The sequence below is a fragment of the uncultured Sphaerochaeta sp. genome, from assembly GCF_963676625.2.
GTDB lineage: Bacteria > Spirochaetota > Spirochaetia > Sphaerochaetales > Sphaerochaetaceae > Sphaerochaeta.
Map to the genome: position 1 here is coordinate 152,568 of NZ_CAXXYB010000013.1, position 23,235 is coordinate 175,802.

The following is a 23,235-nucleotide window of genomic DNA, read 5'->3' on the forward strand; positions in this document are numbered from 1 at the left end:
ATTATCTTTTTTTTCAGATACGAGGTTTTTCATCCAATTTCCCTGCAAACAACAGGAAGGCAATATCCTCATATCTTTTAATCCTTTAAAAAGATACCATGCTTTTACTGAAGTGTGGAGTGTAAACTCATAGGAGTTTTCATATGCAAAGACACAAGCAAACCCTATGACAGCTACAAAATCAGCTGAATACAATCGAACGGATGGTCTCTCCAACATCCTGGCAATGATCGGGAATTTCGTTTCTCAAGGCTTCACAGCTACTTTCCATTACGAAGGCCTTTCCTGCAAGACGCAACATCGACAAGTCGTTTTCGCTGTCCCCAAAAGCAAAGGTCCGGTCGAGAGGAAGGGAAAAACATGAAGCAACCCGTTTCAGGGCAATTCCTTTATTGGAAGCAGACAAGTCGAACATGGCATGCCCACTGACCGCAATATGAACCTTGTCTGCCCAGGTGTCCTTGAAATACGATAAGGTTTCCCCAAGATTTTCATTACAACATATCGTTATCTGATGGGCCTCCTGCGCTACTTCCGCTAGACTCTCTATCGATTGCGCATAAGGCTTGCCAACATAATGTTTTTTACCTGAAGAAGTTTCTTTTCTGGGTGAAAGGTATATTCGTTTTGATGTAGCGATAATCGCCTGGCAACCCCTGGCAAGACAATCGTCATACATCCCCTCAACCACGGATCTTTGAAGGAAGACCTCGTCTGCCAAGGGTTTTTCCTTATAAAACAAAGCACTTCCATTGCAACAAGAAAATGCCACTTCGTCCCTGACTTCCCAAAACAATTCCAAAAGGGCCAGATACGGACGTCCACTCGAAATACAAACCAGATAACCTTCTTTCGTTATCTGGTGTATAAGCTCCATCAACTCAGTGGACAGGCTCTTGTTTCCATAGGGAAGCAAGGTTCCGTCGACATCACAAAAGAAAATTCCTTTCAATACAGTTTGTTCCAAAGATTCAGTCTCCTCATCAATCTTGCAAGTTTGAATTCAACAAACAAATGCATTTTCACTCTGCATAGTATACCGAACAGGTCAATAAAGAACACTGGATACCCAGTTGAAGAATTTGCTCCTGGTAATTGCATCGCCAAGCAAACAATTGACTACAATTCTTCCACGCTGAAATGTATTTTTTTCAGCTTGGAACGACACGACAGGATTCTTGATCATGGAATAAAATAGATAAGGAATTCATTTCATAGTATTTTCAGACAAGTTCCATGATATACTTTTACAATAAGGGTTTTATTATGCTACAGATATCCAAACAAGATGCCGCCGATATAGTCGACCAACTCTCAAACCTGATTAAACTCAAGATAAACATTGTGGGAAGCGATGCAATCATCATTGCCAATTCTGACAGGGAACGGGTCGGAGATTTCCATGAGGCGGCAAACCAGATAATCCAGAACAAACTCGAAGAACTGGTTGTCGTAACAGATGATCAATTTATTGGCACCCAAACAGGAACCAACCTGCCACTGGTCATCGACGGTCAGATTATTGGAGTTGTCGGCATTACCGGTCCCTATGAGGAAGCTAGGGCCTATGGACAGATAATCAAGAAGATGACTGAAATCCTTATCCAAGGAAAAGACAGGGATTCAAGAATTCTCAAATTCAAACAGGACAAGGAACGATTTGAAATTGAATGGATTTGCGACCCCCAGACAGTCATTACAGACAGTCTTAGGGCAAAAGGTCAGGAATTCAACATTGACATAAAAAAACCAAGAAGACTGCTACTCCTCTGCATGGCACAAGCAAACGAAGAAAGCGATCTCAAGACTGACATTTTGCACGATATTCGCAGGCAGGACCCTGATACCATAGCATTCAGGAACCTTAATTTTATCGTCGCGGCAATAAATGATAGACCAGATGACAAAATTGAAATATTCATTGACAGGCTAATTGCTAAATATAGAGACAAGGACATGAAATTTTTCATTGGTGTCGATGATGGCTTTACAGATATGCTCAAGATCCATGATCAATACAACAAGGCAAAGAAAGCCCTGATTTCCTGCAGCCAGTTGGGTATCCAAAGGTATTGTTTCTACAGCAATCTCAACATAGAGCTGGTTCTCGACGAGATACCTCTCAATGCAAAACAGCTCTATATTTCAAAGATCTTCAAGGATTTTTCAAAGGAAGAAATTGACGAATCCGTCAATACTATCAAGGTATTCTATGAAGAAGATGGATCGATCAAGAGAGCTGCTGCTAGACTGAATATCCACCCGAACACCCTCCAGTACAAACTCAAACGAATCGAAGCAAGAACAGGACTCGACCCAAGGAAACTTAAATTTGCGGCACCTTTTTCCCTTGCAGAACTCTTTTTAGTCGAAATGAACAACTTGTAAATTCCATTCAACAGAATATAAACCCATAATTTCGAACTATAAAGGAAGTCTTTTTTAGCCTTTTTTAAAATATTGTTATCTTGCAAAACAATTATTTTAGTTTTATTTCATGTTATATACTAATTTCCATTCTCATTTTCTTATGTTAGACTTTTTACTACCTATTTAATGCAGTTAGGCTTTTTGCATATTGATATATATTATTGGAGGTGATTTTCCATGAACATAGATTTTCCTTACGGCAAGAAAACCCTTTCAATGGATATTCCAGAAGACCGTCTCCAAGGAGTCCTCGTATCTAATTTACATAGTTTCAAGACAGAAAAAACACAATCAGAACTGGTAGAGGATGCACTTCTCAATCCAATCGGGACGCCAAAACTTTCCATATTAGCCAAAGGCAAGAAGAATATTGTACTGATCGCAAGCGACCACACCAGGCCGGTTCCAAGCAAGGCAATCATTCCACCTATGCTAAGGGAGATCAGGGAAGGTAATCCTGATGCCGATATCACGATTCTCATTGCTACTGGTTGCCACAGGGAAACCTCAAGAGAGGAGCTCGTCAACAAATTTGGTTCAACGATAGTCGAGCAGGAGAAAATCCTGGTCCATGACAGCGAGACTTCTCCCCTAGTCAAGATAGGAACTCTTCCCAGTGGTGGCGAATGCATCATCAACAAGCTTGTAGCAGAGGCCGACCTTGTTGTCGCAGAGGGCTTTATCGAACCCCATTTCTTCGCCGGATTCTCCGGTTCCAGAAAGAGCATCCTTCCAGGTGTTGCAAGCAGGAAAACAGTCCTGGCCAATCATTGTTCCGAGTTTATCGCGCATCCAAAAGCCAGGACAGGTATCCTTGAGGGGAACCCAATCCACGCTGATATGATCTGGGCTGCGAGAAAAGCCAAACTGGCTTTCATTGTGAATGTAGTTATCAATTCCGAAAAAGAGGCAATCTTTGCGGTTGCCGGCGATATGCTAGAGGCCCATGAAAAAGGGTGCAAATTCCTGAGCAGTCTGTGCAAGGTCGATGCAAAACCGGCAGACATAGTTATATCTTCCAACGGGGGATACCCTCTCGACCAAAACATCTACCAGGCTGTGAAAGGCATGACTGCCGCTGAGGCTACGGTCAAGAAAGGTGGGGTGATCATCATGCTCGCCAAATCCAATGATGGTATCGGAGGCGACGGCTTCTATCATCAGATGGCAGATGAACCTGATATCAACAAGACAATGGCACTCTTTCTTGGTAGGGATAGAAATCATACCGAAGCAGACCAATGGCAGACCCAAATCTTTATCCGCCTTCTCTTGAAGGCCCAGGTAATTTACATCTGTGAGGCCTCTGATGAAATCGTCAGGGATTTGCATATGATACCTGCACACTCCCTTGAAGAAGCAATGGCAATAGCCGAAAAAATTGTCGGTAGCGACAAAGCAACCATTACTGCAATTCCTGATGGAGTTTCGGTAATGGTAATCGAATAAAATCTACTATAGAGGAAACCATAGCATGAAAATTACAATAGCAAGTGACTCATTCAAAGGTAGCGCATCATCTCTTGAGGTTGCCAAGGCAATGGAGAGAGGTATCCATCGAGTCGACCCAACGGTAATTTGTGATAAATTCCCGGTAGCCGATGGAGGAGAAGGTCTTATTGCAACCCTGCAGCAAGAGGGAGATGAAGAAGTAACGATAACCGTTCATGGTCCTCTTTTTGAAAAGAGGCAGGCTTCCTATCTCAGAAGAGGGAAATTGGCAATTATCGAGATGGCCACTGCCAGCGGTTTGCCGCTCGTTCCAATCAGCCAGAGAAATCCGATGGACACTACTTCCCTTGGAACAGGGGAACTCATTCTTGATGCACTTCAAAAGGGCTGCGACGATCTTATCGTAGGTATCGGTGGCAGTGCCACCAATGACTGCGGTATTGGCATGGCAACCGCCTTGGGAGCTCTCTTCTATGATAAAGAGGGAACTATTGTAATTCCTACTGGAAAAAACATCTCCTCCATAGCAAGCATAGACACTTCAAGGATGCACCCTGCCCTCGCAAACGCCAAGATTCGGGTTGCCTGCGACGTAGACAATCCTCTTTGTGGTCCCAATGGCGCCTCAGCGATCTATGGCCCCCAGAAAGGTGCTACACCCGAAATGGTAGCAATCCTTGACAGTGCCATGGACACCTTTTCCAAAATTATGGAAAAACAAGAACTTGCTGATTATCCTGGTGCCGGGGCCGCCGGTGGGCTGGGCTTTGCTTTGATGACGTTTGCAAATGCTCAGCTGGAAAGCGGCATCGCCCTTGTCTTGAGCGTCATCGGCATGGAAGAGTCCCTGAAAAGTGCCACCCTCTGTTTTACAGGGGAAGGTAAGATCGACGGGCAGAGCAAATGCGGGAAAGTTCCTGTTGGGATAGCCAAACTGGCCAAGAAGTACAACGTTCCGGTAATCGCCTTCGCCGGGGATATCGGAAACGGGACCGAGAGTCTTTATGAACTCGGCATCAATGCAATCGTAAGCACCACCAATGCTGCAATGCCTCTTGAAAAGGCAATGGCAAGGTCGTTGGAACTTACCGAAGATGCCGCTTTCAGGACTTTTCACCTCATCAGGACTTGCATGGAATTACGATGCTGAAAAAATAAGCATGGAAAAAGGTTCTGAAGCGAATACCTGTTGCCCAACAATAAGGTATTCGTAAGTACCCTAATCTAAAGGACCTTAATTCCCGAATTTTCTTTGGAAGAGAGGAAGTGTTAATTGAATTGTATCCATGCAGGCAATGCCTTTCTGTATGCAGTAATTTGCAGAGGATACATATAGAAACTTTTGCGTTTCAGCAAAGCTGAGCAAACTACCACTAACCGCACTACTTTACTCATCGACTAGGTAAAACTAGATAGCGAAAGTATTGGATACCTGATGTTCTTGGTGCTTCATCCGCGGAAGGGATTTTCTTGATAGCATAACATGGTTTAAAATACACTTTACACAACGGTGTTTTTTCATACTGGTATAAAGTATACTTTACAATAACTAATATTGATGCAATACTATTGTCATGAAAATAGAACATCCCGATTACATTACAAGACCTATGTACATGAACCGTATAAAACCCCATATAGGCAGTAGCCTCATCAAGGTTCTCACTGGCCAAAGACGTGTGGGCAAGAGCTATTTATTGTTCCAGGTAATCGATGAAATACAAAAAGAAGATCCGAAGGCAACAATTGTCAGTATCAACATACCAAAGGATCGATTCGATCTTCCTATAGGAACCAGCAGCAAGGATCTTTACAAATATATTGTCTCCCAGTTCAAGGATACCGATACCCATAAAGTAGTATTACTGGATGAGGTCCAGGAAATTGATGGTTTTGAGCAAGTTTTATCCGCCTTGTATGAGCATGGTGAATACGATATCTATGTGACAGGCAGCAACAGTCACCTTCTCAGCGGTGATCTGGCAACCTTGCTTTCCGGGCGGTATACAGAGTTGGAGATACATGGACTATCGTATTTGGAATTTCTTTCCTTCCACAATCTGGAGGATTCGGAAGAAAGCCTGGGAAAGTACCTCCGCCTCGGAGGACTCCCCTACCTCTGCCATATATCTTTGGAAGATCATGAACTGGTGCAAGACTATTTCAACACTGTCGAGGAGACAATACTGCTCAATGACGTGTTGAATGCTCATAAGGGTTCAAGCAAAGAGTTGTTCCGGTTTCTGGTACGATTCTTGGCAGACAATATTGGAAGTCCTGTCTCGGCAAACTCAATTTCGAAGTATATGAAGTCCCAACACATGAGTATTACTGTTCCTTCGATAATTTCTTTTCTGGAGACGCTCGGCAGAGCTTACCTAGTGCATCAGACCTCCTTCTATGATTTGGAGGGAAAACAATTTCTGGATATCTCTGCCAAATACTACTACGAGGATTTGGGGTTGCGAAACCACCTCTGTGGAGGCTTCAAGGTATCGGACAGGGCAAAAGTGACGGAAAATGTTGTCTATCTGTCTCTAATACAGAACGGTTATACAGTCACTACCGGCAGAGGCCCAAAAGGCAAAGAAATAGATTTCATTGCTACCAAGGGAGAGAAAAAAATGTATCTCCAGGTTTGCGAGCGTTTTGAGACAAAGGAAAAGACGGAGACAGAATTCGGGAATTTATTGATACCCAGGGATGTATACCCTCGTTTCATGATAACTGCTGATACCTCTATGGATGGTATGATGCAGGATGGGATCAAGGTATTCAGCCTCAGACACTGGCTCAAGGAAGTACAATAAAGAAAAAGAATCTTATCATAGGCTATCATTAAACTTTTATTAACTTTCCTTTTAGCCAACACCTCTAAAAATAGATAAATCGATTATGGCAGTCTCCAATAGTCCAAGGGATTTCACATCACTATAAAGAATTCACAGTCTGATGTCCCAAGGTTGTACAATCGATTGAAATTATCGTACATCTTTCAGCCAAGCTTCCATCCGGGTAGTGTAAAATCAAGTTTGCAATTTGGAATTGAAAAAGGTCACTGGGAGTTCCATACTGTTTGATAACGACACCAACAGGAGGAGACTTACCCAATGACCGAAACCAATGATAGCATGTTTTTTGCAATGAAACTACTGGAATTCGAGGATGCAGAGGATCCCTTGCTGGCAATGATCCAGTGGATGACCAACCAGATGATGGAACTTGAGGTGGAGCAGAAGTGCAATGCATCCAAGGGTACCCACGAGAAGGAACGGCAGGCCTATCGCAGCGGATACCGCTCCCGTCGTTTCGATACCAGGCTGGGGACACTGTACATGCTGGTCCCGAAGCTCCGCAACGAGGGGTATGTCCCCTTTTTCGTGACCGAGAAGAAACGGAGCGAACAGGCACTGATCAATGTCATCCAGGAAGCCTGGACCAACGGGGTCTCCACCAGGAAGATAGACCGCCTTGCCAAGGCCATCGGGATCGAGGGCATCAGCGCCACCCAGGTATGCAACATCACCGGTGAGCTGGACAGCCAGGTGACGGAGTTCCGCAACAGGCCACTGGAAGAGGTGCTTTTAATCAAGTAGAATTCCTGTTCCTTGGATGGGATTGGCAAGGGTTTCTCCAGTTCGACAAAGCCAGTGTCTGCCTTCTTGTTCTTCCCCTTGCAGAAATTGTGCCTTCCTGCCTTTTTGGTCTTGAAACGTATCCCATTTTGCAAGGATTTCCGTCCTTGCCTCCGCTTCCTCACTGGTCCGTCTGTTTTTTTCACCGTATCCTACGCCACTCATTATAGGGAAGAATCTATTTTGATAAAAATGGGATCGAATTTACGCATACAGTCTGCATCAGTAAGTACGCCCCAGTTACCAATAAAACCATCTACAACAACAACTTCTCTTTCAAAGAAGTAAGAAATCTAGTTGAGAGGAATGTGAGAATCTCCTTAAATACTATCAGCAGTCCTACAATAAAATCACCAAGGACGTCAAACTCGGCAAGCCCCACAGCACTCATGGTTGAAGATATCCTTATAGTTTTCATTGAGTACCCTTGTCTATGTGCTCGATGATTGTTCAGGTTGTTTCTTCCAGAAGAGCTTCCTTATCTGGAGAAGATTGAATTCTGCTTGATAAATATGTCGTTCAGCATGAGTATCCGCTTCGATTCCGGCAACTTGCCTGAAAGAAAATAATCGAGGAGAATGTTGAACGGTATACGTCCTTGCTGCTCCGCCCTGTGGCCGACTATTGCGCTGATTGAACCGTCCTGGATTCCGGGTCGCGTAGAGTCGGTCATCCCGTAGGCAACATGAATTATTCTGCCTACCTTTCCGATATCCTTGATGGCTTTTGCAACGGAAGCTCCCGTATTTGGAATCGTAAGGACGGCTTCAGTTTCAGGATGGGATACCAACTGGTCATATGCCAGACGATATGCGTAATCCACATCCGTGGTGAGGTTCTCCACCGTGTAGATGGTACTGCCAGGAGATAATTTCTTCATCTCATCAACGAAGCCCTGGCTACGTAATGTGTTGCTTGTCATGAACTGGTTCCCCCCAAAAACCATGATGTTGAGTTTTTTCCCTCCTGAAAAACTGTTGATGAGCCCTGCTGCGGTGCTTCCGCCTACGTAGTAATCGCTTCCGATGTAGCACATGGGTTCGAACTCCTTTACCTCTGTATTGAGAAGCACTATCGGAATTCCGGAATCGCGTATCTGGCTGAGCTTTGATGCAATGCTTGGGTCATCAAGAGGTGCTATGACAAGGGCTGAGATTCCGAGATCCATGATTTCATTGATAATTTTAAGCTGGGTTTCTGGAAAACAATAGTCGAAGAATCTTTTTTCCACGGTAATTCCGTATTGCTCAAGTTCGCGTTCCGCATCCTCCATACTTCTGATTACAATGGACCAGAATCCAAACTGGTCTGTCTTGGAAATGAATCCTATCTTTATGTTCTGCTTCCTCAACGAAATCTGTTGTGTTGTCATGCTAGGTTTGTAGTTATATTCAGAGATTATTGCATTTATCCTCTTTTTCACTTTCGGATCGACCTTGCCTCTTTTATGTATCACCCTATCCACAGTTCCCCTTGAAACCCCGGCCAGATCTGCAATGTCTTGGATTGTAAGTATCATATGCTACCCCTTTATATTCTTTCTGTATTATGGGTACAAGCTCACATTCAAATGTGCTTGTGCACACTTTGATAGTAACCTATATGGTACTAGAAAGCAAGTGGGTTATTGTTTTTTTATAATTATTAAATAGTTATATAATATAGAAATAAATATTTGCATAAAAATATTTGAAAACTAAAAAAACCATAGTATAATAAAAACCAATGGTACCTAGTGTGCATTGCACACATAATACTTGCAAAAACAGACCGTAGACCTGCGGCCGAACAGGAAAGAGGTGGGTTGTGAAAAAAAATAGACCAAATTTTATTGTAATAATGACTGATGATCAGGGTTATGGGGATTTGTCGTGCATGGGCGCCACGGATTTACGGACTCCAAACATAGACAGGCTGGCACACAGCGGGGCAAGATTCACCAACTGGTATTCAAACTGTCCGGTATGCTCTCCGTCAAGAGCATCTCTTCTTACGGGTTGCTATCCTGCAAACGCAGGTGTGCGTTCAATAATCTCCGGCCACAGAAAGGCTTCCGGCATTCTTCCAGAGACGCCTACCATAGCACAGGCACTCAAGGATATCGGGTATTCCACATCCCTGGTGGGTAAGTGGCATCTTGGATTGCAATATGACAGTAGACCCAACCAGAACGGATTCGACTACTTCTACGGATTCATGGCAGGATGTATCGACTACTATTCGCACATATTTTACTGGTCCATGGCGGACGGTAATACGAATCCCACCCATGACCTCTGGGAGAACGATAAGGCAATCTACGATAACGGAGAGTACTTTACCGAGATGGTAACTGAAAAGTCCGTGGAGAGAATTCGGGAAATGAGCATGGAGGACAAACCTTTCTTTCTTTACGTTGCATACAATGCACCGCATTATCCCCTGCATGCTCCAAAGAAGTATTTAGACAGGTTTCCGGAACTTCCTCCGGACAGGCGCATCATGGCTGCAATGCTCAGTGCGGTGGATGACGGCGTGGGCGATATCCTTGATGAACTCGAACGTCGCAACATCCTTGAAGATACAGTCGTGTTCTTCCAAAGCGACAACGGACCCTCAAGGGAGTCAAGGAACTGGATGGACGGAACACCAGATCCCTACTATGGCGGCATGCCTGGAAGCCTGAAGGGAAACAAGTTCAGCCTTTTTGAGGGTGGAATACGGGTTCCCGGAATTTTCTCATGGCCGGAACATATTTCAGCAGGCCAGGTGATAGATGAACCATGTGTTGCTATGGATGTTTTTCCCACGATGCTGAAGCTTGCCGGGGGAAACCCCGATCAATACAGGATTGACGGAACTGATATCCTCCCTGTTCTTGAAGATGGTGCAAAGTCTCCTCACGATTATATTTTCTGGGAAATGGAGAACCAAACTGCGGTTCGCCATGGAAACTACAAACTGGTACTCAATGGAAGGCTTGTGGAGAAGTCTGATGTGGAAGCGCCAGTATTCCTCACTGACTTATCCAAGGATGAGGGAGAAACTCACAACCTAGTTGATGAAATGCCAGATATGGCCGAAGACCTTCGGCAAATAGCTGAAGCTTGGAGGACCGGAATAGAAAAGACGTGGGAGGATAAGTCTCGTAGGAACAAAAACATTACATAAATCAGCGGTTTATAGCTTGTGCTTGAAAACCGAGGAAATTAAAAAAGGAGAAAAACATGAAGAAAATTACAACATTGTTTGTAATCATGCTCGTATGTCTTACTGTGGTCTTTGCCAATGGTTCAAAAGAACCTACGACAACAGTGAAAGCAACTTCTGCAGATGCCAAGGAATCTTCGATGCTGCAGTCACTGGTTGCAAGCGGAGCCCTTCCAAAGCTTGAAGACCGATTGCCGGTCGTTTCCGACATCATGGTGGAAACGGACAAGACACCTGAAAACCTACAGTACGGGGGGACCCTCCGTCGCAACAACGATGGAATGTGGGATTACGGTCCGTTCTGTGAAGAACCGTTATTCAGACTGACTGAAGATGGCGGTGTAACACCAAACGTAGCAAAGAGCTATGACGTCAGTACCGACGGTCTTATATGGACTATCCATCTTCGAAAGGGAATGAAATGGTCTGACGGTGAACCGTTCACAGCGGAGGACTGTGTATTCTACTATAACTACATGCTTATAACGAGTGTTGACAATGCAACCGGAATAGTCAAATCTTCCTACAATGGCAACTACTACAACTGGTACAAGTCTAAAGATCCAGCTGATGGAATTGTGAAGCCGGCAATCATAACCATGATTGACGACACGACATTCCAGATTAAGCTCTATAGTCCAAAACCGTTGCTTCTCCAGTCAATGGCTATCGACAATAAGTGGATGTTCGCTCCGAAGCACTTCTACAACGGGATAGTGGCGTATAATTCATCTAAGCCTCACTGGAGCGGGATCAGTGATGTTAAGGCTCTTGGCGGCGCAGGCCTCAAGGATACGACCGAGACTCAGGCAGTTGCGAACGCAAAGGCGAAGAATTCCCTCTATGACTTTGACAATTATGCAAAACTCGGTGATCAGCTCGGTTATCTTTACTGGCAGTACGCCGGACGTCCGACACTCCGTGCCTGGAGCATCACTTCCTCTTTGAACGACCAGACCCTGACATTCAAACGTAACCCGTACTTTTGGAAGACAGACGCCCAGGGCCGCCAGCTTCCGTACATTGACATCGTGGAAATGGTCAAGATGGATGCTAAGCTCTATGCCCAGGAAATCATCGCAAAGAACCTTGACATGGCACCTGTTGAACTCTCAGATTTCCCAACTTATAAATCAGGTGAAAAGACTGGAGGCTATACCGTATACACAAGCCCGATGCCGAACTGGACATGCTGCTCTATCGAGCTCAACCAGACTTATAAGGATGCACAATATGCAGACCTCTTCAGTAAGATCGATTTCCGTCATGCCCTCTCTATTGCGGCAGACCGCAATCAATTGAACGAAATCCTCTTCAACGGACTTGCAGTGATCCAGCAGTGTGCAGCTCCTGTAGGCAACAGCCAGCACATCCAGGGAGCAACGGAGAAATGGACGAATTACGATCCTGAAACTGCAAACAAACTTCTTGATGGTATCACTTCAATTTCCAACACACGTAACTCAGACGGTTATCGAGAATTTGTAGACGGAGCAAACGCAGGCAAGGCGGTGACAATCATCCTCGATACCACTGCAACCAACAATTCCAGTGCAGCTGCTGCTCTTCTAGCCCAGTACTATAAGGTGATTGGTATCCAACTTATCGAGTCATCCAACACTTCAAGACCAAAAAGGAACGAAAAAATCTACACCGGTGACCAGGTCATGGCAATATATGAAGAATTGCTCAATGTCTTCAATGCGTCGGTACGTCCTGACCGCCTCGGTTCAAATAGAAACATCAGTTGCTGGATTGGTCTTTACGGACAGGAACACAAGACGGCCCTTACTCCAACGGCGGGGACGGAAATTGCAAAAGTTGTTGATGCTACAAACAAACTCCAGACAGCCAAGACGACTGAAGCTACCAAGATGGCAGGTGACCAGCTTCTTCAGAGCATGTATGAGAATACATGGATCGTAGGGTACCTGAGCAATCCGTACAAGTACACTGCAATGAGCAATAAGGTGAAGAACTTTGACTCCAATTTCTTATCTTGTGATGAACTTCGTTTCTACGGAAATGCTAAACCATACACATGGTTCATTGAGAAATAAATTCCAATTTACCGGGAATCTGGCCGGCCTGACAGCCGGCAGGTTCCGTTTGATATTAGGAAATAAAAATGATTAATAACTTCATTCGTTTCATTTTGAAAAAACTAGGCATCATGTTAATCACTGTTCTTTCAATTTCCTTCTGCGTTTTCTTCATTATCACTCTTCCTCCTGGAGACTTTCTGACAACCTACATAGGTCAGATGACCGCTGCAGGTGTATCAGTTTCCCAAGATGTGATAAAACAGCTTACCGTAACATATGGCCTGGACCAACCTTTCCTCGTCCAGTATTGGAGGTGGATTTCAAAAATCCTTTTCCATGGTGACTTTGGGTACTCGTTTACATTGTCAATGTCGGTAGGGACGGTTATTAAGGCCTATATCTGGCCCACTTTGACACTTTCCCTCTTTACTATGGCAATCACATATCTGATAGCAATCCCCATTGGAATCTACAGTTCTGTACATCAGTATTCTGTAGGAGACTACCTATTCACCAGCATAGGTTTTATAGGAATGGCGGTTCCAAACTTCCTCCTTGCAATCGTTTTCATGTTTATTGCATTCAAACTGACAGGGGACACCATGCTCGGTTTTTATTCTGCAGGCATGGAGAATTCCCCGTGGTCGTTTGTCAAGTTCCTTGACCTTGCTAAACACTGCATCATTCCAACACTTGTCATAGGGCTTATGAACACGTGCAGCCTTATGCGTCAGATGCGCGGACAGATGCTTGATGAGCTTGGAAAGAACTACGTTCTTGCCGCACGCGCAAAAGGTATGAAGGCAAAAGCAATACGCATGAAATACTGTGTGAGGGCTTCATTGAATCCCATCGTCGCTTCGATAGGATGGTCACTGGTAAACATTTTCACCGGTACGACGATTGTTGCCATAGTCCTGAACCTACCCTCCATGGGACGTGTTATGTACGATGCCTTGATGGATCAGGACATGTATCTTGCCGGCAGTTGGCTGTTTCTCATGGCAATAATCACCGTCATAGGAACCTTCATATCCGACATTCTCCTTGCCTGGCTTGATCCAAGAACCAGACAAGAATATCTCATGGGGTGATGATTGTGGCAATTTCAAAGAAAAAATTAAAATCAACAACAAATTATTTCTATGCATCCCAGTGGACGCTTATGGGCCAGAAGTTTCGCAAGCACAAATTAGCTGTATTTAGCGGAATACTGCTAATAATCTTCTATACATGTACGCTTTTAAGCAGTTTTATAGCCCCACAGGGAACGGAGCACTATGACAGTAATTACGCCAATTGCGGTCCCATGAAGGTCCACTACTTTCATGAACGAAAGTTCAAGGGTCCTTTTGTCTACGGTCTTAAGCGTGTCAGGGACCCCGAAACGTTCATGAACATATTCACTGAGGATAAGGACAATATCTACATCATCAAGTTCTTTGCTCATGGAAGAACGAACGACGAATACAAGTGGTTCGGACTGATCAACAGCAACCTCCATCTGTTTGAAGCGGAAGGTGATGGTGTTGTCTTCCTTCTTGGAACAGACTCCATGGGAAGAGACCTGTTCTCAAGAATTCTTCTTGGTGCCCAGATTTCACTCTTTATTCCAGTCGTTGGGATGATTTTGACCGTATTCTTAGGACTTCTCATAGGCTCCATTGCAGGATATTTCGGCGGCTGGATCGACAACGTGATTCAGAGGCTGATTGAAGTGATAAGATCATTCCCCAACGTACCACTTTGGATGGCTCTTTCTGCAGCTCTTCCTCCAACATTGAAACCTGCTCAAGTTTTCATGCTCATGACCGTCATTTTATCGTTGATTTCCTGGCCTGATCTTGCCAGAACGGTTCGAAGCAAGTTCTTGTCGGTCAAGAAGGAGGACTTCATAATGGCGGCCCGTATTTCAGGTGCCCCTGCAAAGTCCATCATCACTAGACATATGATTCCAAGTTTTTTAAGCTACATTATCATTAACATGACGCTCTCGATTCCAAGTCTCATAGTGGGTGAAACAACCTTAAGTTTCCTTGGCCTCGGACTGAGATCTCCTGCAACAAGCTGGGGTGTACTACTTCAGGAAACAAACAAGCTGGAAACCATCATGTTCTATCCATGGAAGCTTATTCCGATGATTTTCGTATTCCTTGCAGTCCTTTCGTTCAACTTCCTTGGAGACGGTCTCAGGGATGCCGCAGATCCATACAAATGAGGACCGTGATATGATAAAGAAAAAAAACTTACTTAAAGAAAACTTTGTCCTTAAGAATTCCGAGGACATCCTTGAAGTGGAAAATCTCAAGGTAAATATTCGCATCGAGGCTGATATGCTCAATGCCGTACGCGGAGTAAATTTCTCCATTAAAAAAGGGGAAACTCTTGGGTTGGTAGGTGAAAGCGGATGCGGAAAAAGCGTGACCAGCAAGGAAATCCTGGGAATCAATCCCAGCAACTGCGCTTCGAGTGGCAGGATTCTTTACCAGACGAAATCCGGAAAGGTGATCAATCTTCTCGATCTGGACAAAGACGGTGAACTCTACCGCTCTATACGAGGAACGGAGATAGCAATGATCTTTCAGGAGCCCATGACAGCTTTTTCACCTTTATTTACGATAGGAAATCAGATTTCCGAGATCATATTGATCCATGAACCTGAAACGAAGAAAGACGAGGCGAAGAGACGTGTAATAGAAATGCTGGCAAAGGTTGGAATTGCAGATCCGCAAAATCGGTTTGAACAATATCCGCACGAGTTTTCCGGGGGAATGCTGCAAAGGGCCTTGATTGCTATGATGCTCTGTTGCGATCCGGTACTACTCATTGCAGACGAGCCAACCACAGCGCTTGACGTCACCATCCAGTCCCAGATACTCGAGCTCATGATCAAGCTCCAGAGGGAATACAACATGTCCATCCTTTTCATCACGCATGACCTTGGAATTGTAGCCAGCATGTGTGACCGGGTTGCAGTCATGTATCTCGGAGAGATCGTAGAAACTGGTTCCGTACGGCAGATATTCAAAGATGGGCGACATCCCTATACGAGAGGCCTCCTTCGTTCACTGCCGAAAATGAACCAGAATTCCAATGATAAACTCTTCACGATTGAAGGAACGGTTCCTATTCCTATTGATTTCCCCGTCCGTTGTGGTTTCTATGACAGATGTACGCTACATAAGCAGGGGATTTGTGACTGCAGAAAAATCGACACCCTTGAGGTTAATGATGGACATTTCGTCAAATGTATCCTTGAAGGAGGAGCGAAAAATGAATTCTAGGCAAATCATTTTAGAGGTAAAGAATCTTACAAAGACGTACTTTTCAGGAAAAAAACCGGTATATGCCTTGAATGACGTTTCGATTGAAGTCAAACAGGGAGAAACGATAGGTATTGTCGGTGAAAGCGGCTGCGGAAAGACAACCCTGGGTAGGTGCATAGCTCGTGGAATCGAGGCCTCCAGCGGTCAAATCCTGTTGCATACTGAGGATGGCGGTGTAGTTGACTTTCTTCAACTCAAGGGTGCCATGCTGAGGAATTACAGGCGTGAAATCCAGATGATTTTCCAGGATCCCTATGCAAGTCTCGATCCCAGAATGACCGTTTTTGACATAATCAGCGAGCCGTTAACATACAAGAGCGGGTACACAAAGGATGAAATAAAGAAGGCGGTTGACGATATCGCTGGAAAAGTAGGACTCAATAAGAACCTGCTCAGACGTTATCCGCATGCCTTTTCTGGAGGTCAGCGCCAAAGAATAGGAATAGCACGTTCACTGATTCTCCAACCAAAACTCATTGTTTGCGACGAAGCAGTATCCGCTCTTGACGTTTCAATACAGGCACAGATAATCAACCTCCTGAAGGAGCTCAGGGATGAGTACGGACTTACATACATATTCATCAGTCATTCCCTCTCAGTTGTCAGGTATATCTCTGACAAGGTCATTGTCATGTACCTCGGACGCATCGTTGAAATGTCTGAAACTGATAGCCTTTTTGTAAATCCGTTACATCCTTACACTCAGGCATTGCTTAGTGCGGCGCCTCAGCCGGATCCTGATTACAAGGTAAACAGGATAATGCTTAATGGCGAGGTCCCAAATCCATCAAATCCGCCGCTAGGATGTCATTTCCATCCCAGATGCAGATACAAAACTGCAAAATGTACTTATGATGTACCACCCTTAGAGGACGTTGGGGGAAGACTTGTTGCCTGTTGGAACTACAAAAACCTGCAGAAAGCATGAATGATGGTAGGAAGAAAACAATGAAAAACAACGTAATCTTTTTCTTCCTACCTTTCCTGGTTCAAGGGTATACCCCTTTTTGCTGTAGTTGCGCTGGTTGCATTCATTTATGAGAATCTGAAGCTCTGCAGCGTCAGGTATATCACTCCAAGGAGTCCTTCTCCTGGATTTCGATATGATTTTCTTCATGTGGCAGTCCTCTGCAAGAGGACAGAGGCCGGATAAAAACTACTATCACATCGCAACCATCCAACAATCTGACTTTGTAAATTGCTTCATCAGTACAAGGCTCTAGCTGGTTTTGTTTCAACGTGTATTTATCAACACGGTGCAGATTAGCCCTTATAAATTAAGCAAACCATCACAAGCAAGAACGTAATTCTAACTTCCTTTTTGGCAAATATCCTAGAAATAAAACCTTTCTATTGACAAGGAAATGATCCATGCAGTATATATTGACTATTAATATATATTTAGTCAAATATATTCTTATAGGAGAGAATCTTGCCAAAGACCTTTTCAGAACATGAACGACTTGCCATAAGGAACCAACTCAAAAAAGAGGGAAAAATCTGTCTTGGTCTCTACGGAATGAAAAAAACAACCGTGGATGAATTGGTTAGACGGGTACATATACCCAAGGGGACTTTTTATCTCTTCTATGATTCCAAGGAACTCTTGTTCTTTGACATCCTCATGGATCTGCACGATTCCTTTCAACAAACCTTGCTTTCCCAGATACAACAAGCAAAAGGTCCCTTGCAAGCACAGGAAGTAACAGATTTCATCTACAGCCTCTATAAGGCAATTGATGCAACCTTCCTTCCCTCTTTCATTGCCAGTGGAGACTTGGAACTGCTCATGCGCAAGTTACCCCCAGAGATCGTATCTGCCCATGCGCAAAAAGATGACTTCAGTGTGGAACAACTTCTCAACTTGCTTTACATCCCGGCAACCAAGGAATCGGTGGAAGTATCCAGCGCTGCCCTGCGTGCAATTTTCACTTCCCTGCTTCATAAACAGGAAATTGGTGAAGCAGTATTCGACAAAGCCCTGTACCTGATGATCAACGGTATAGTGCTCCAATTATTCTAGGAGGTTTCCATGATTGCCGTACAGGGACTTCAATTCAGTTATACCCATAAACCTTTCATCGAACAGATGGATTTTTCCGTTCAGGAAGGGGAAATCTTTGGTTTTCTTGGACCCTCCGGGGCAGGAAAGAGTACCGTGCAAAAAATCTTGACCGGCTTGTTGCCACACTACAAAGGATCTGCAAAGGTCAACGGCATCGAGATCAAGAACCACGACCACCAATTCTATGAAACCATTGGTGTTGATTTTGAATTCCCTAGTTTGTATGAGAAGTTGACTGCAAAAGAAAACCTCAAATTCTTTGCTTCTCTCTACAAGACCACCCTCCCTCTCGATCCTTTGCTGGAAAGTGTGGGCTTGCTCACTGAAGCCAACAAGAAAGTCGCTTCCTATTCCAAGGGAATGAAATCTCGTCTGAATTTCATCAAGGCCCTTGTCAATGACCCTTTGTTGCTCTTCTTGGATGAACCTACCTCAGGACTCGATCCTTCCAATGCCAGGGTCATGAAAGACATGATCCTCTCCCAGAAAAAACAAGGGAAGACAATTTTGCTCACCACCCATAATATGTATGATGCTACAGAACTTTGCGACCATGTAGCCTTCATTGTCGATGGAAAAATTCGTGCCCTTGATTCTCCCAGAAATCTCATCATGGAACGGGGAGCCTCGAAAATAGTATATTCATATCTTTTTGAAGATAAGGAAGTGAGTCGGGAAACTGCTTTGGAAAATACAGGTGACGACCAATTCCTGGGAACCTTGATCAAGGAAAACAAGCTCCTTTCAATTCATAGCAGCGAGCCTACCTTGAATGATATCTTTACCGAATTGACAGGAAGGAAACTTCAATGAGAATCAAGGCCCTGCTTCTTGGCGATATCCGTTTCCAATGGAAATACGGATTCTATTTCCTCTATCTGATATTTTCTCTTTTCTATATATTTCTTTTGGGAATAGTTCCTGAGGCTTGGAAACAAAAGGTTGCCCTCATCATGGTTTTCTCGGACCCTGCCGCAATGGGCTTGTTTTTCATGGGAGCAATCTTGCTTCTCGAAAAGAGCGAGCAAACACTGCAAAGCCTTGCAGTATCACCGGTTAAACCGGTGGAATATGTTCTTGCAAAACTAGGTTCCCTTGCCTTGCTCTCTAATCTGGTCGGATTCTGCATTGCCCTCTCTGCTACCGGAATTGAAAACCCACTTCTCTTTTTTTTGGGTGTATTTCTGGGCTCGTGCCTTTTTTCGGCAATCGGACTGCTAGTGGCAACCAAGGCAAAAACCCTCAATCAATTCATAGTACTCACGATTCCCTTTGAACTTGTCATCAATCTACCTGCCTTTGCCTATCTTTTTGGCTGGAAGATTCCTGCCTTGTTGCTTCACCCCGGTGTCTGCATATTGGAATTGTGTGGCAATGGCAACCACCCTTTCCTGGCAATAGTTGTGCTATTGGCCTGGAATGCAGGAATCATACGTCTTGCAACCAAACAAATGGAAACCTATTTCCATTCTCAGGGAGGGAACAAAGAGTGAAACCCATTCTTAAATCCTTTGTCATGTTTCTTCGCCAAGTCCTGCAGGACAGCATGCTTGTCATCGTTTGCCTAGCTTCCTTGCTTGCGGCCTTCTTCTTCCGTTTCGGCATACCACAGGTGGAGCTTCTACTGTGCAGTTACTTTGGCTCAAGCTCGATTCTCGCCCCGTATTACCTGCTCTTTGACCTCATGCTGGGAATGCTTACCCCGTTCATGTTTTGTTTTGCCTCAGCTATGGTAATGTTGGAAGAATATGACGTAAACCTCTCAAGTTATCTTTCGGTCACCCCTCTAGGAAAAAAAGGATACTTAATCTCCCGGTTGGGATTGCCCGCCCTTGTTTCCTGTTTATTATCATTGCTGTTGCTCAAAGGTTTTTCCCTGACTGACTGGACTGCAAAGGCCCAGGTCTGGACAACCTTGCTTTCAAGCTTGTCCGCCATCATCGAGGCACTGTTGGTCTTTTCTTATTCCAGGAACAAGGTGGAGGGTATGGCAGTAGCCAAGCTTTCTGGCCTGCTCATGCTCGGTTTCCCCATACCTTTTTTCCTCCATACCGGCTTCAGTTATTGTTTTGCGTTCCTGCCTTCCTACTGGATAGCCAGATATGCCTTGGAAGAAAATTTCAATCTCTTGGTACCTGGCTTACTGCTTTCAATGGCAGCAATAGTTGGAATCTACAGGAAGTTTCAGACAAAACTTACCTGATCCATCCAATAAAACTCCTTTTTCATAGTAAAGCTTTACTTATTTTCTGATATAGATGGGATTGGTGAGCGCTACAAGAATTTCCTTATCAAGCAATATCCGATAGATTTCGGCACGGACGAACTTACTCTCGGGTACTATAAAGGTTCTCTGTATCCGAGAAGCTTCCCTCGTTGCATACAGTGTCCGGTTGTCGTTACTATCAATGAGAACAACAGTATCTCCCTCTCGTAATCCATCTGCCACAAACGTTCCTTCAAGCCCATGTTCAAAAACTATTTCGTCACCAATACCATAGTTCTGTATATGAAGATCCAAGGTCGGTCCTTGGGGTGCATAGGTAATAACGACCCTACCTTGCTTTGCCGCCATCAAGATGTCCTGGGGATCCCTGGATTGAGAAAATACCAGAGTCATTGGAGTCCCATGGGTCCTGAACAATTCAGTCTTATGCGTATCGCTTCCACCAATAGCACTGAGATGCATACCCGTTTTTAGCCGGTTATGCCACCAGGCAATCGCATCCATCTCCGATTGCTTCATAGGACCATTCCAGACTTCCACCATATCGTACGGAATATCATCAAACCCAAACGTCCAAGGACAATGCACATCCATTATATGGTTTAAGGAAATCACAACATTTTTGCTCTGCGCCTCCAAAAGTATCCTGTGCATTGCTTCTATTGAATTCGGGAGTAGATTACATCCAAGATAGGAAATCCCCTCAGGATAGAAAAAATTTGCATGTCCCCGATAATTGGTACATTCCATCCCTCGTATTACCGTAATGCCCTCTGGCCTTCCGATTTCTGTGTTTTGCTCTGTATTGTTATGATCAGTCAATGCAATAAAGTCCAGATTGGCTTTCTTGCACATTTCAATAGTCTCATGTACCGTAAAACGTCCATCGCTGTTGATGGAGTGCATATGGAAATCACCTTTGAGCCAACGGGAGACCTTGAGGACAACCTCCACCTCAAGAAAAACAGACACCTGCTCGGTTACTTTATAAATTCCCAAGGCAATCTTCCATTCCCCCTCGACCACTTTGGATTGGCGGTATCCAGGGGTTGACTCATAGTTACTAAACAAAAACTCATTCTTCTCCGATCCCGACCAACCCTGCAATACTCCCGAAGGATCAGTCAATCCCAAATCGATTATATTGACTTCTGTTTTAGTGGAATCTTTGTCATGAATTTCTTCCTTGAACCTGGAATATGAATAACAAACCCGAATGCAATCTGCATCAACAGGTACAGAAAATGGAATTTCCCTATAGGTTCTTTCCTGTTCTTGGGTAAAGCTTAGTGTAAATACATATTTCATAGCATCTTTCCTTTTTCGGTATTTTTACATTGCAATAGGTAACAAGGCTTTGTTTCCCATCCTTTTTGCAAGAATAAAACCTTCAAACCAGTACAGGAAATCCCATTTCTGCCTCATCAACGGTTTTGTTCCACGCAAACAATCAATGTAAAATTTCAAAGCTCCATGGCATTTGCAACGTTTACCTTGCCCGAGTTCATGAATAAGAGAAAAGTCCAAGCCCCAAGTTTTCCAACACATTCCGATATATTCATCATGGCCTTCCCAAGAAGGTTTTGGTAAAAATTCTTTTGCCTTTGCAACACTCATAGCTGAAATCGGTCGAATAAAAGGATTCATTCTGAAATGATTATCATTGATAAAGATATTCCCTTGATAGGTGTTTTTATAATCATTGCTAGAAGAAGTATCCATAATGCATTCCTTTTATGAGTAGCTATCACGAGTATAATGCTAGTTGCAAATTTTAGACAACAATAATTTTATTAAAAATATATAAAAATAGAAAAAACTGTTTAATTTTATATATTTTATATATTTATTAATTTTTTATGTAAAATTATTAAAAATAATACTATTGTAACATGCAAATAGTAGACAATACTTATTTACAGATATAAGACTTGTATTATATTATGGACACATGATTGGCAATTGGTTTGCTTTTGTATTTCTCTTTATAGACTCCTGGAGTAATGTTCTCCAGAGCCTTGAATACATTGGTAAAATGGGAGGTATTGGAAAAACCCAACATATTTGAAATTTCAACGATGCTATAGTTCTCTTCAACCATCAACTGTTTTGCCTTATTGATTTTTGATACGGTAATGAATTTTTTGGTCGATACACCTTCAGCAGCCATAAGCACCCTGGATATTTGTTTTTCACTTAAATTCAAGAACCCTGCTATATCGGCCGGTGATAGGGATTTGAAAATATTATCATCAACAAAATCAGCGATGACATCCATCCTGGTTCTGTTAAGCTCCGTGCTCTTGGGAACCTGTTTCAAGTAACCCATGGTCCTTGCCAAAGCCACTATGATACAAGGAACAATTGATTGGATGATTATATCATACCCTGCCGATTGATTCAGCGCTTCTTTCAAAGCTGATCCAAAAAGATCAAGAATATGAGGATCACATTGGAAGGGCAAACAAGGAGTCGTCTTGAAAAGGTCTACCAGATCGATATGACTGCTTTCTGCATCTTTATGGGTCCTGAACTTGCAATCAAGGCTGAATTCTATCAAATTCTCGCAGTTACCTGATTTCTGGCTATGGTACACCCCGGGACCACAAAGGAAAACAGTTCCTTCGGTTGCATAAAAAGAACCATCGTCGGTTTCTACGATGCAATCTCCTTGCGCTATGATATGGAATTCATAGCTGGAATGGGCATGACGGGAAATGCTCCATTCCCTATTTTTAAGCATAACACGGAACCATTGGACATCAATCGTCAAACCATTGATTTCACAACTGATATTTAACTCCGAAAGACGCCTGGATGCTTTTTTATAATCGAGTTCCACAAACTGCCTCTTTTTTTAGTATGC

22 protein-coding genes are annotated in these 23,235 nt (G+C 43.8%); 15 read left to right on the forward strand and 7 right to left on the reverse strand.

Going from position 1 to position 23,235, the window contains the following annotated elements; all coding sequences use genetic code 11:
• Positions 1-181: 181 nt before the first annotated feature.
• A complete protein-coding gene (locus ACHZBG_RS17085) occupies positions 182-967 on the reverse strand; it encodes an HAD-IIB family hydrolase (protein WP_320130675.1) in 786 nt (261 codons plus the stop codon).
• A 299-nt stretch (positions 968-1,266) separates the two neighbouring features.
• Between ACHZBG_RS17085 and ACHZBG_RS17090 the strand changes: the two genes are divergently transcribed.
• The 5 genes from ACHZBG_RS17090 to ACHZBG_RS17110 all read left to right on the forward strand — a co-directional run bounded on the left by ACHZBG_RS17090 (position 1,267) and on the right by ACHZBG_RS17110 (position 7,478).
• The gene (locus ACHZBG_RS17090; protein ID WP_320130676.1) at positions 1,267-2,388 is read left to right on the forward strand and encodes a sugar diacid recognition domain-containing protein; all 1,122 of its coding nucleotides are present in this window, start codon (positions 1,267-1,269) and stop codon (positions 2,386-2,388) included.
• A gap of 219 nt (positions 2,389-2,607) precedes the next feature.
• A complete protein-coding gene (gene larA, locus ACHZBG_RS17095; RefSeq protein ID WP_320130677.1) occupies positions 2,608-3,879 on the forward strand; it encodes a nickel-dependent lactate racemase in 1,272 nt (423 codons plus the stop codon).
• 25 nt (positions 3,880-3,904) lie between these two features.
• Positions 3,905-5,032, forward strand: coding sequence for a glycerate kinase (locus ACHZBG_RS17100; protein ID WP_320130678.1), 1,128 nt, complete (start codon positions 3,905-3,907; stop codon positions 5,030-5,032).
• A gap of 424 nt (positions 5,033-5,456) precedes the next feature.
• Positions 5,457-6,692, forward strand: a complete 1,236-nt coding sequence (locus ACHZBG_RS17105) for an ATP-binding protein (protein ID WP_320130679.1) — start codon at positions 5,457-5,459, stop codon at positions 6,690-6,692.
• 300 nt (positions 6,693-6,992) lie between these two features.
• Complete coding sequence (locus tag ACHZBG_RS17110) at positions 6,993-7,478, forward strand: transposase (RefSeq protein ID WP_320130680.1); 486 nt, start codon at positions 6,993-6,995, stop codon at positions 7,476-7,478.
• On the opposite strand, the gene ACHZBG_RS17115 is transcribed toward ACHZBG_RS17110, so the two are convergent.
• The 3 genes from ACHZBG_RS17115 to ACHZBG_RS17125 all read right to left on the reverse strand — a co-directional run bounded on the left by ACHZBG_RS17115 (position 7,467) and on the right by ACHZBG_RS17125 (position 9,036).
• Positions 7,467-7,682, reverse strand: coding sequence for a hypothetical protein (locus ACHZBG_RS17115; protein WP_320130681.1), 216 nt, complete (start codon positions 7,680-7,682; stop codon positions 7,467-7,469). The two genes, ACHZBG_RS17110 and ACHZBG_RS17115, sit on opposite strands and share 12 nt — an antisense overlap.
• A gap of 91 nt (positions 7,683-7,773) precedes the next feature.
• Positions 7,774-7,935: a hypothetical protein gene (locus ACHZBG_RS17120; RefSeq protein WP_320130682.1), complete on the reverse strand. Its 162-nt coding sequence runs from the start codon at positions 7,933-7,935 to the stop codon at positions 7,774-7,776.
• 60 nt (positions 7,936-7,995) lie between these two features.
• Complete coding sequence (locus ACHZBG_RS17125) at positions 7,996-9,036, reverse strand: substrate-binding domain-containing protein (RefSeq protein ID WP_320130683.1); 1,041 nt, start codon at positions 9,034-9,036, stop codon at positions 7,996-7,998.
• A gap of 287 nt (positions 9,037-9,323) precedes the next feature.
• On the opposite strand from ACHZBG_RS17125, the gene ACHZBG_RS17130 reads away from it, so the two are divergent.
• The 10 genes from ACHZBG_RS17130 to ACHZBG_RS17175 all read left to right on the forward strand — a co-directional run bounded on the left by ACHZBG_RS17130 (position 9,324) and on the right by ACHZBG_RS17175 (position 20,345).
• The gene (locus tag ACHZBG_RS17130; protein ID WP_320130684.1) at positions 9,324-10,667 is read left to right on the forward strand and encodes a sulfatase-like hydrolase/transferase; all 1,344 of its coding nucleotides are present in this window, start codon (positions 9,324-9,326) and stop codon (positions 10,665-10,667) included.
• A 56-nt stretch (positions 10,668-10,723) separates the two neighbouring features.
• A complete protein-coding gene (locus ACHZBG_RS17135) occupies positions 10,724-12,766 on the forward strand; it encodes an ABC transporter substrate-binding protein (RefSeq protein WP_320130685.1) in 2,043 nt (680 codons plus the stop codon).
• Positions 12,767-12,834: 68 nt separating this feature from the next.
• A complete protein-coding gene (locus ACHZBG_RS17140) occupies positions 12,835-13,845 on the forward strand; it encodes an ABC transporter permease (protein WP_320130686.1) in 1,011 nt (336 codons plus the stop codon).
• Positions 13,845-14,969 (forward strand): ABC transporter permease, encoded by a 1,125-nt coding sequence (locus ACHZBG_RS17145; protein ID WP_320130687.1) that lies wholly within the window; start codon positions 13,845-13,847, stop codon positions 14,967-14,969. Before ACHZBG_RS17140 ends, ACHZBG_RS17145 begins: the two co-directional genes overlap by 1 nt.
• A 10-nt stretch (positions 14,970-14,979) precedes the next feature.
• Complete coding sequence (locus tag ACHZBG_RS17150; RefSeq protein ID WP_320130688.1) at positions 14,980-16,035, forward strand: ABC transporter ATP-binding protein; 1,056 nt, start codon at positions 14,980-14,982, stop codon at positions 16,033-16,035.
• A complete protein-coding gene (locus ACHZBG_RS17155; protein WP_320130689.1) occupies positions 16,025-17,005 on the forward strand; it encodes an oligopeptide/dipeptide ABC transporter ATP-binding protein in 981 nt (326 codons plus the stop codon). The genes ACHZBG_RS17150 and ACHZBG_RS17155 overlap by 11 nt, the downstream gene beginning before the upstream one ends.
• Before the next feature lie 504 nt (positions 17,006-17,509).
• Positions 17,510-18,100 carry a TetR/AcrR family transcriptional regulator gene (locus tag ACHZBG_RS17160; RefSeq protein ID WP_320130690.1) on the forward strand — a complete coding sequence of 197 codons (591 nt, stop codon included), beginning with the start codon at positions 17,510-17,512 and terminating at the stop codon, positions 18,098-18,100.
• A 9-nt stretch (positions 18,101-18,109) separates the two neighbouring features.
• Positions 18,110-18,955: an ABC transporter ATP-binding protein gene (locus ACHZBG_RS17165; protein ID WP_320130691.1), complete on the forward strand. Its 846-nt coding sequence runs from the start codon at positions 18,110-18,112 to the stop codon at positions 18,953-18,955.
• Complete coding sequence (locus tag ACHZBG_RS17170) at positions 18,952-19,635, forward strand: ABC transporter permease (RefSeq protein ID WP_320130692.1); 684 nt, start codon at positions 18,952-18,954, stop codon at positions 19,633-19,635. The genes ACHZBG_RS17165 and ACHZBG_RS17170 overlap by 4 nt, the downstream gene beginning before the upstream one ends.
• Complete coding sequence (locus ACHZBG_RS17175; RefSeq protein ID WP_320130693.1) at positions 19,632-20,345, forward strand: hypothetical protein; 714 nt, start codon at positions 19,632-19,634, stop codon at positions 20,343-20,345. Before ACHZBG_RS17170 ends, ACHZBG_RS17175 begins: the two co-directional genes overlap by 4 nt.
• A 39-nt stretch (positions 20,346-20,384) precedes the next feature.
• Here ACHZBG_RS17175 and ACHZBG_RS17180 read toward each other — a convergent pair whose 3' ends face one another.
• From ACHZBG_RS17180 to ACHZBG_RS17190, 3 genes are all read right to left on the reverse strand, one after another.
• On the reverse strand, positions 20,385-21,677 hold the full coding sequence (locus tag ACHZBG_RS17180; protein ID WP_320130694.1) for a CehA/McbA family metallohydrolase: 1,293 nt from the start codon (positions 21,675-21,677) through the stop codon (positions 20,385-20,387).
• Between the two features lie 24 nt (positions 21,678-21,701).
• Positions 21,702-22,091, reverse strand: a complete 390-nt coding sequence (locus ACHZBG_RS17185) for a hypothetical protein (RefSeq protein WP_320130695.1) — start codon at positions 22,089-22,091, stop codon at positions 21,702-21,704.
• Between the two features lie 214 nt (positions 22,092-22,305).
• On the reverse strand, positions 22,306-23,211 hold the full coding sequence (locus tag ACHZBG_RS17190; RefSeq protein ID WP_320130696.1) for an AraC family transcriptional regulator: 906 nt from the start codon (positions 23,209-23,211) through the stop codon (positions 22,306-22,308).
• Positions 23,212-23,235: the final 24 nt, after the last annotated feature.

What these genes read in the sequence shown, in the direction of transcription:
- ACHZBG_RS17165 (WP_320130691.1), top strand. Translation starts at nt 18,110, where the DNA reads ATGATTGCCGTACAGGGACTTCAATTCAGTTATACCCATAAACCTTTC.
- ACHZBG_RS17100 (WP_320130678.1), top strand. Translation starts at nt 3,905, where the DNA reads ATGAAAATTACAATAGCAAGTGACTCATTCAAAGGTAGCGCATCATCT.
- ACHZBG_RS17135 (WP_320130685.1), top strand. Translation starts at nt 10,724, where the DNA reads ATGAAGAAAATTACAACATTGTTTGTAATCATGCTCGTATGTCTTACT.
- ACHZBG_RS17185 (WP_320130695.1), bottom strand. Translation starts at nt 22,091, where the DNA reads ATGGATACTTCTTCTAGCAATGATTATAAAAACACCTATCAAGGGAAT.
- ACHZBG_RS17150 (WP_320130688.1), top strand. Translation starts at nt 14,980, where the DNA reads ATGATAAAGAAAAAAAACTTACTTAAAGAAAACTTTGTCCTTAAGAAT.
- ACHZBG_RS17170 (WP_320130692.1), top strand. Translation starts at nt 18,952, where the DNA reads ATGAGAATCAAGGCCCTGCTTCTTGGCGATATCCGTTTCCAATGGAAA.
- ACHZBG_RS17090 (WP_320130676.1), top strand. Translation starts at nt 1,267, where the DNA reads ATGCTACAGATATCCAAACAAGATGCCGCCGATATAGTCGACCAACTC.
- ACHZBG_RS17120 (WP_320130682.1), bottom strand. Translation starts at nt 7,935, where the DNA reads ATGAAAACTATAAGGATATCTTCAACCATGAGTGCTGTGGGGCTTGCC.
- ACHZBG_RS17125 (WP_320130683.1), bottom strand. Translation starts at nt 9,036, where the DNA reads ATGATACTTACAATCCAAGACATTGCAGATCTGGCCGGGGTTTCAAGG.
- ACHZBG_RS17105 (WP_320130679.1), top strand. Translation starts at nt 5,457, where the DNA reads ATGAAAATAGAACATCCCGATTACATTACAAGACCTATGTACATGAAC.
- ACHZBG_RS17140 (WP_320130686.1), top strand. Translation starts at nt 12,835, where the DNA reads ATGATTAATAACTTCATTCGTTTCATTTTGAAAAAACTAGGCATCATG.
- ACHZBG_RS17115 (WP_320130681.1), bottom strand. Translation starts at nt 7,682, where the DNA reads ATGAGTGGCGTAGGATACGGTGAAAAAAACAGACGGACCAGTGAGGAA.
- larA (WP_320130677.1), top strand. Translation starts at nt 2,608, where the DNA reads ATGAACATAGATTTTCCTTACGGCAAGAAAACCCTTTCAATGGATATT.
- ACHZBG_RS17180 (WP_320130694.1), bottom strand. Translation starts at nt 21,677, where the DNA reads ATGAAATATGTATTTACACTAAGCTTTACCCAAGAACAGGAAAGAACC.
- ACHZBG_RS17145 (WP_320130687.1), top strand. Translation starts at nt 13,845, where the DNA reads ATGATTGTGGCAATTTCAAAGAAAAAATTAAAATCAACAACAAATTAT.
- ACHZBG_RS17110 (WP_320130680.1), top strand. Translation starts at nt 6,993, where the DNA reads ATGACCGAAACCAATGATAGCATGTTTTTTGCAATGAAACTACTGGAA.
- ACHZBG_RS17155 (WP_320130689.1), top strand. Translation starts at nt 16,025, where the DNA reads ATGAATTCTAGGCAAATCATTTTAGAGGTAAAGAATCTTACAAAGACG.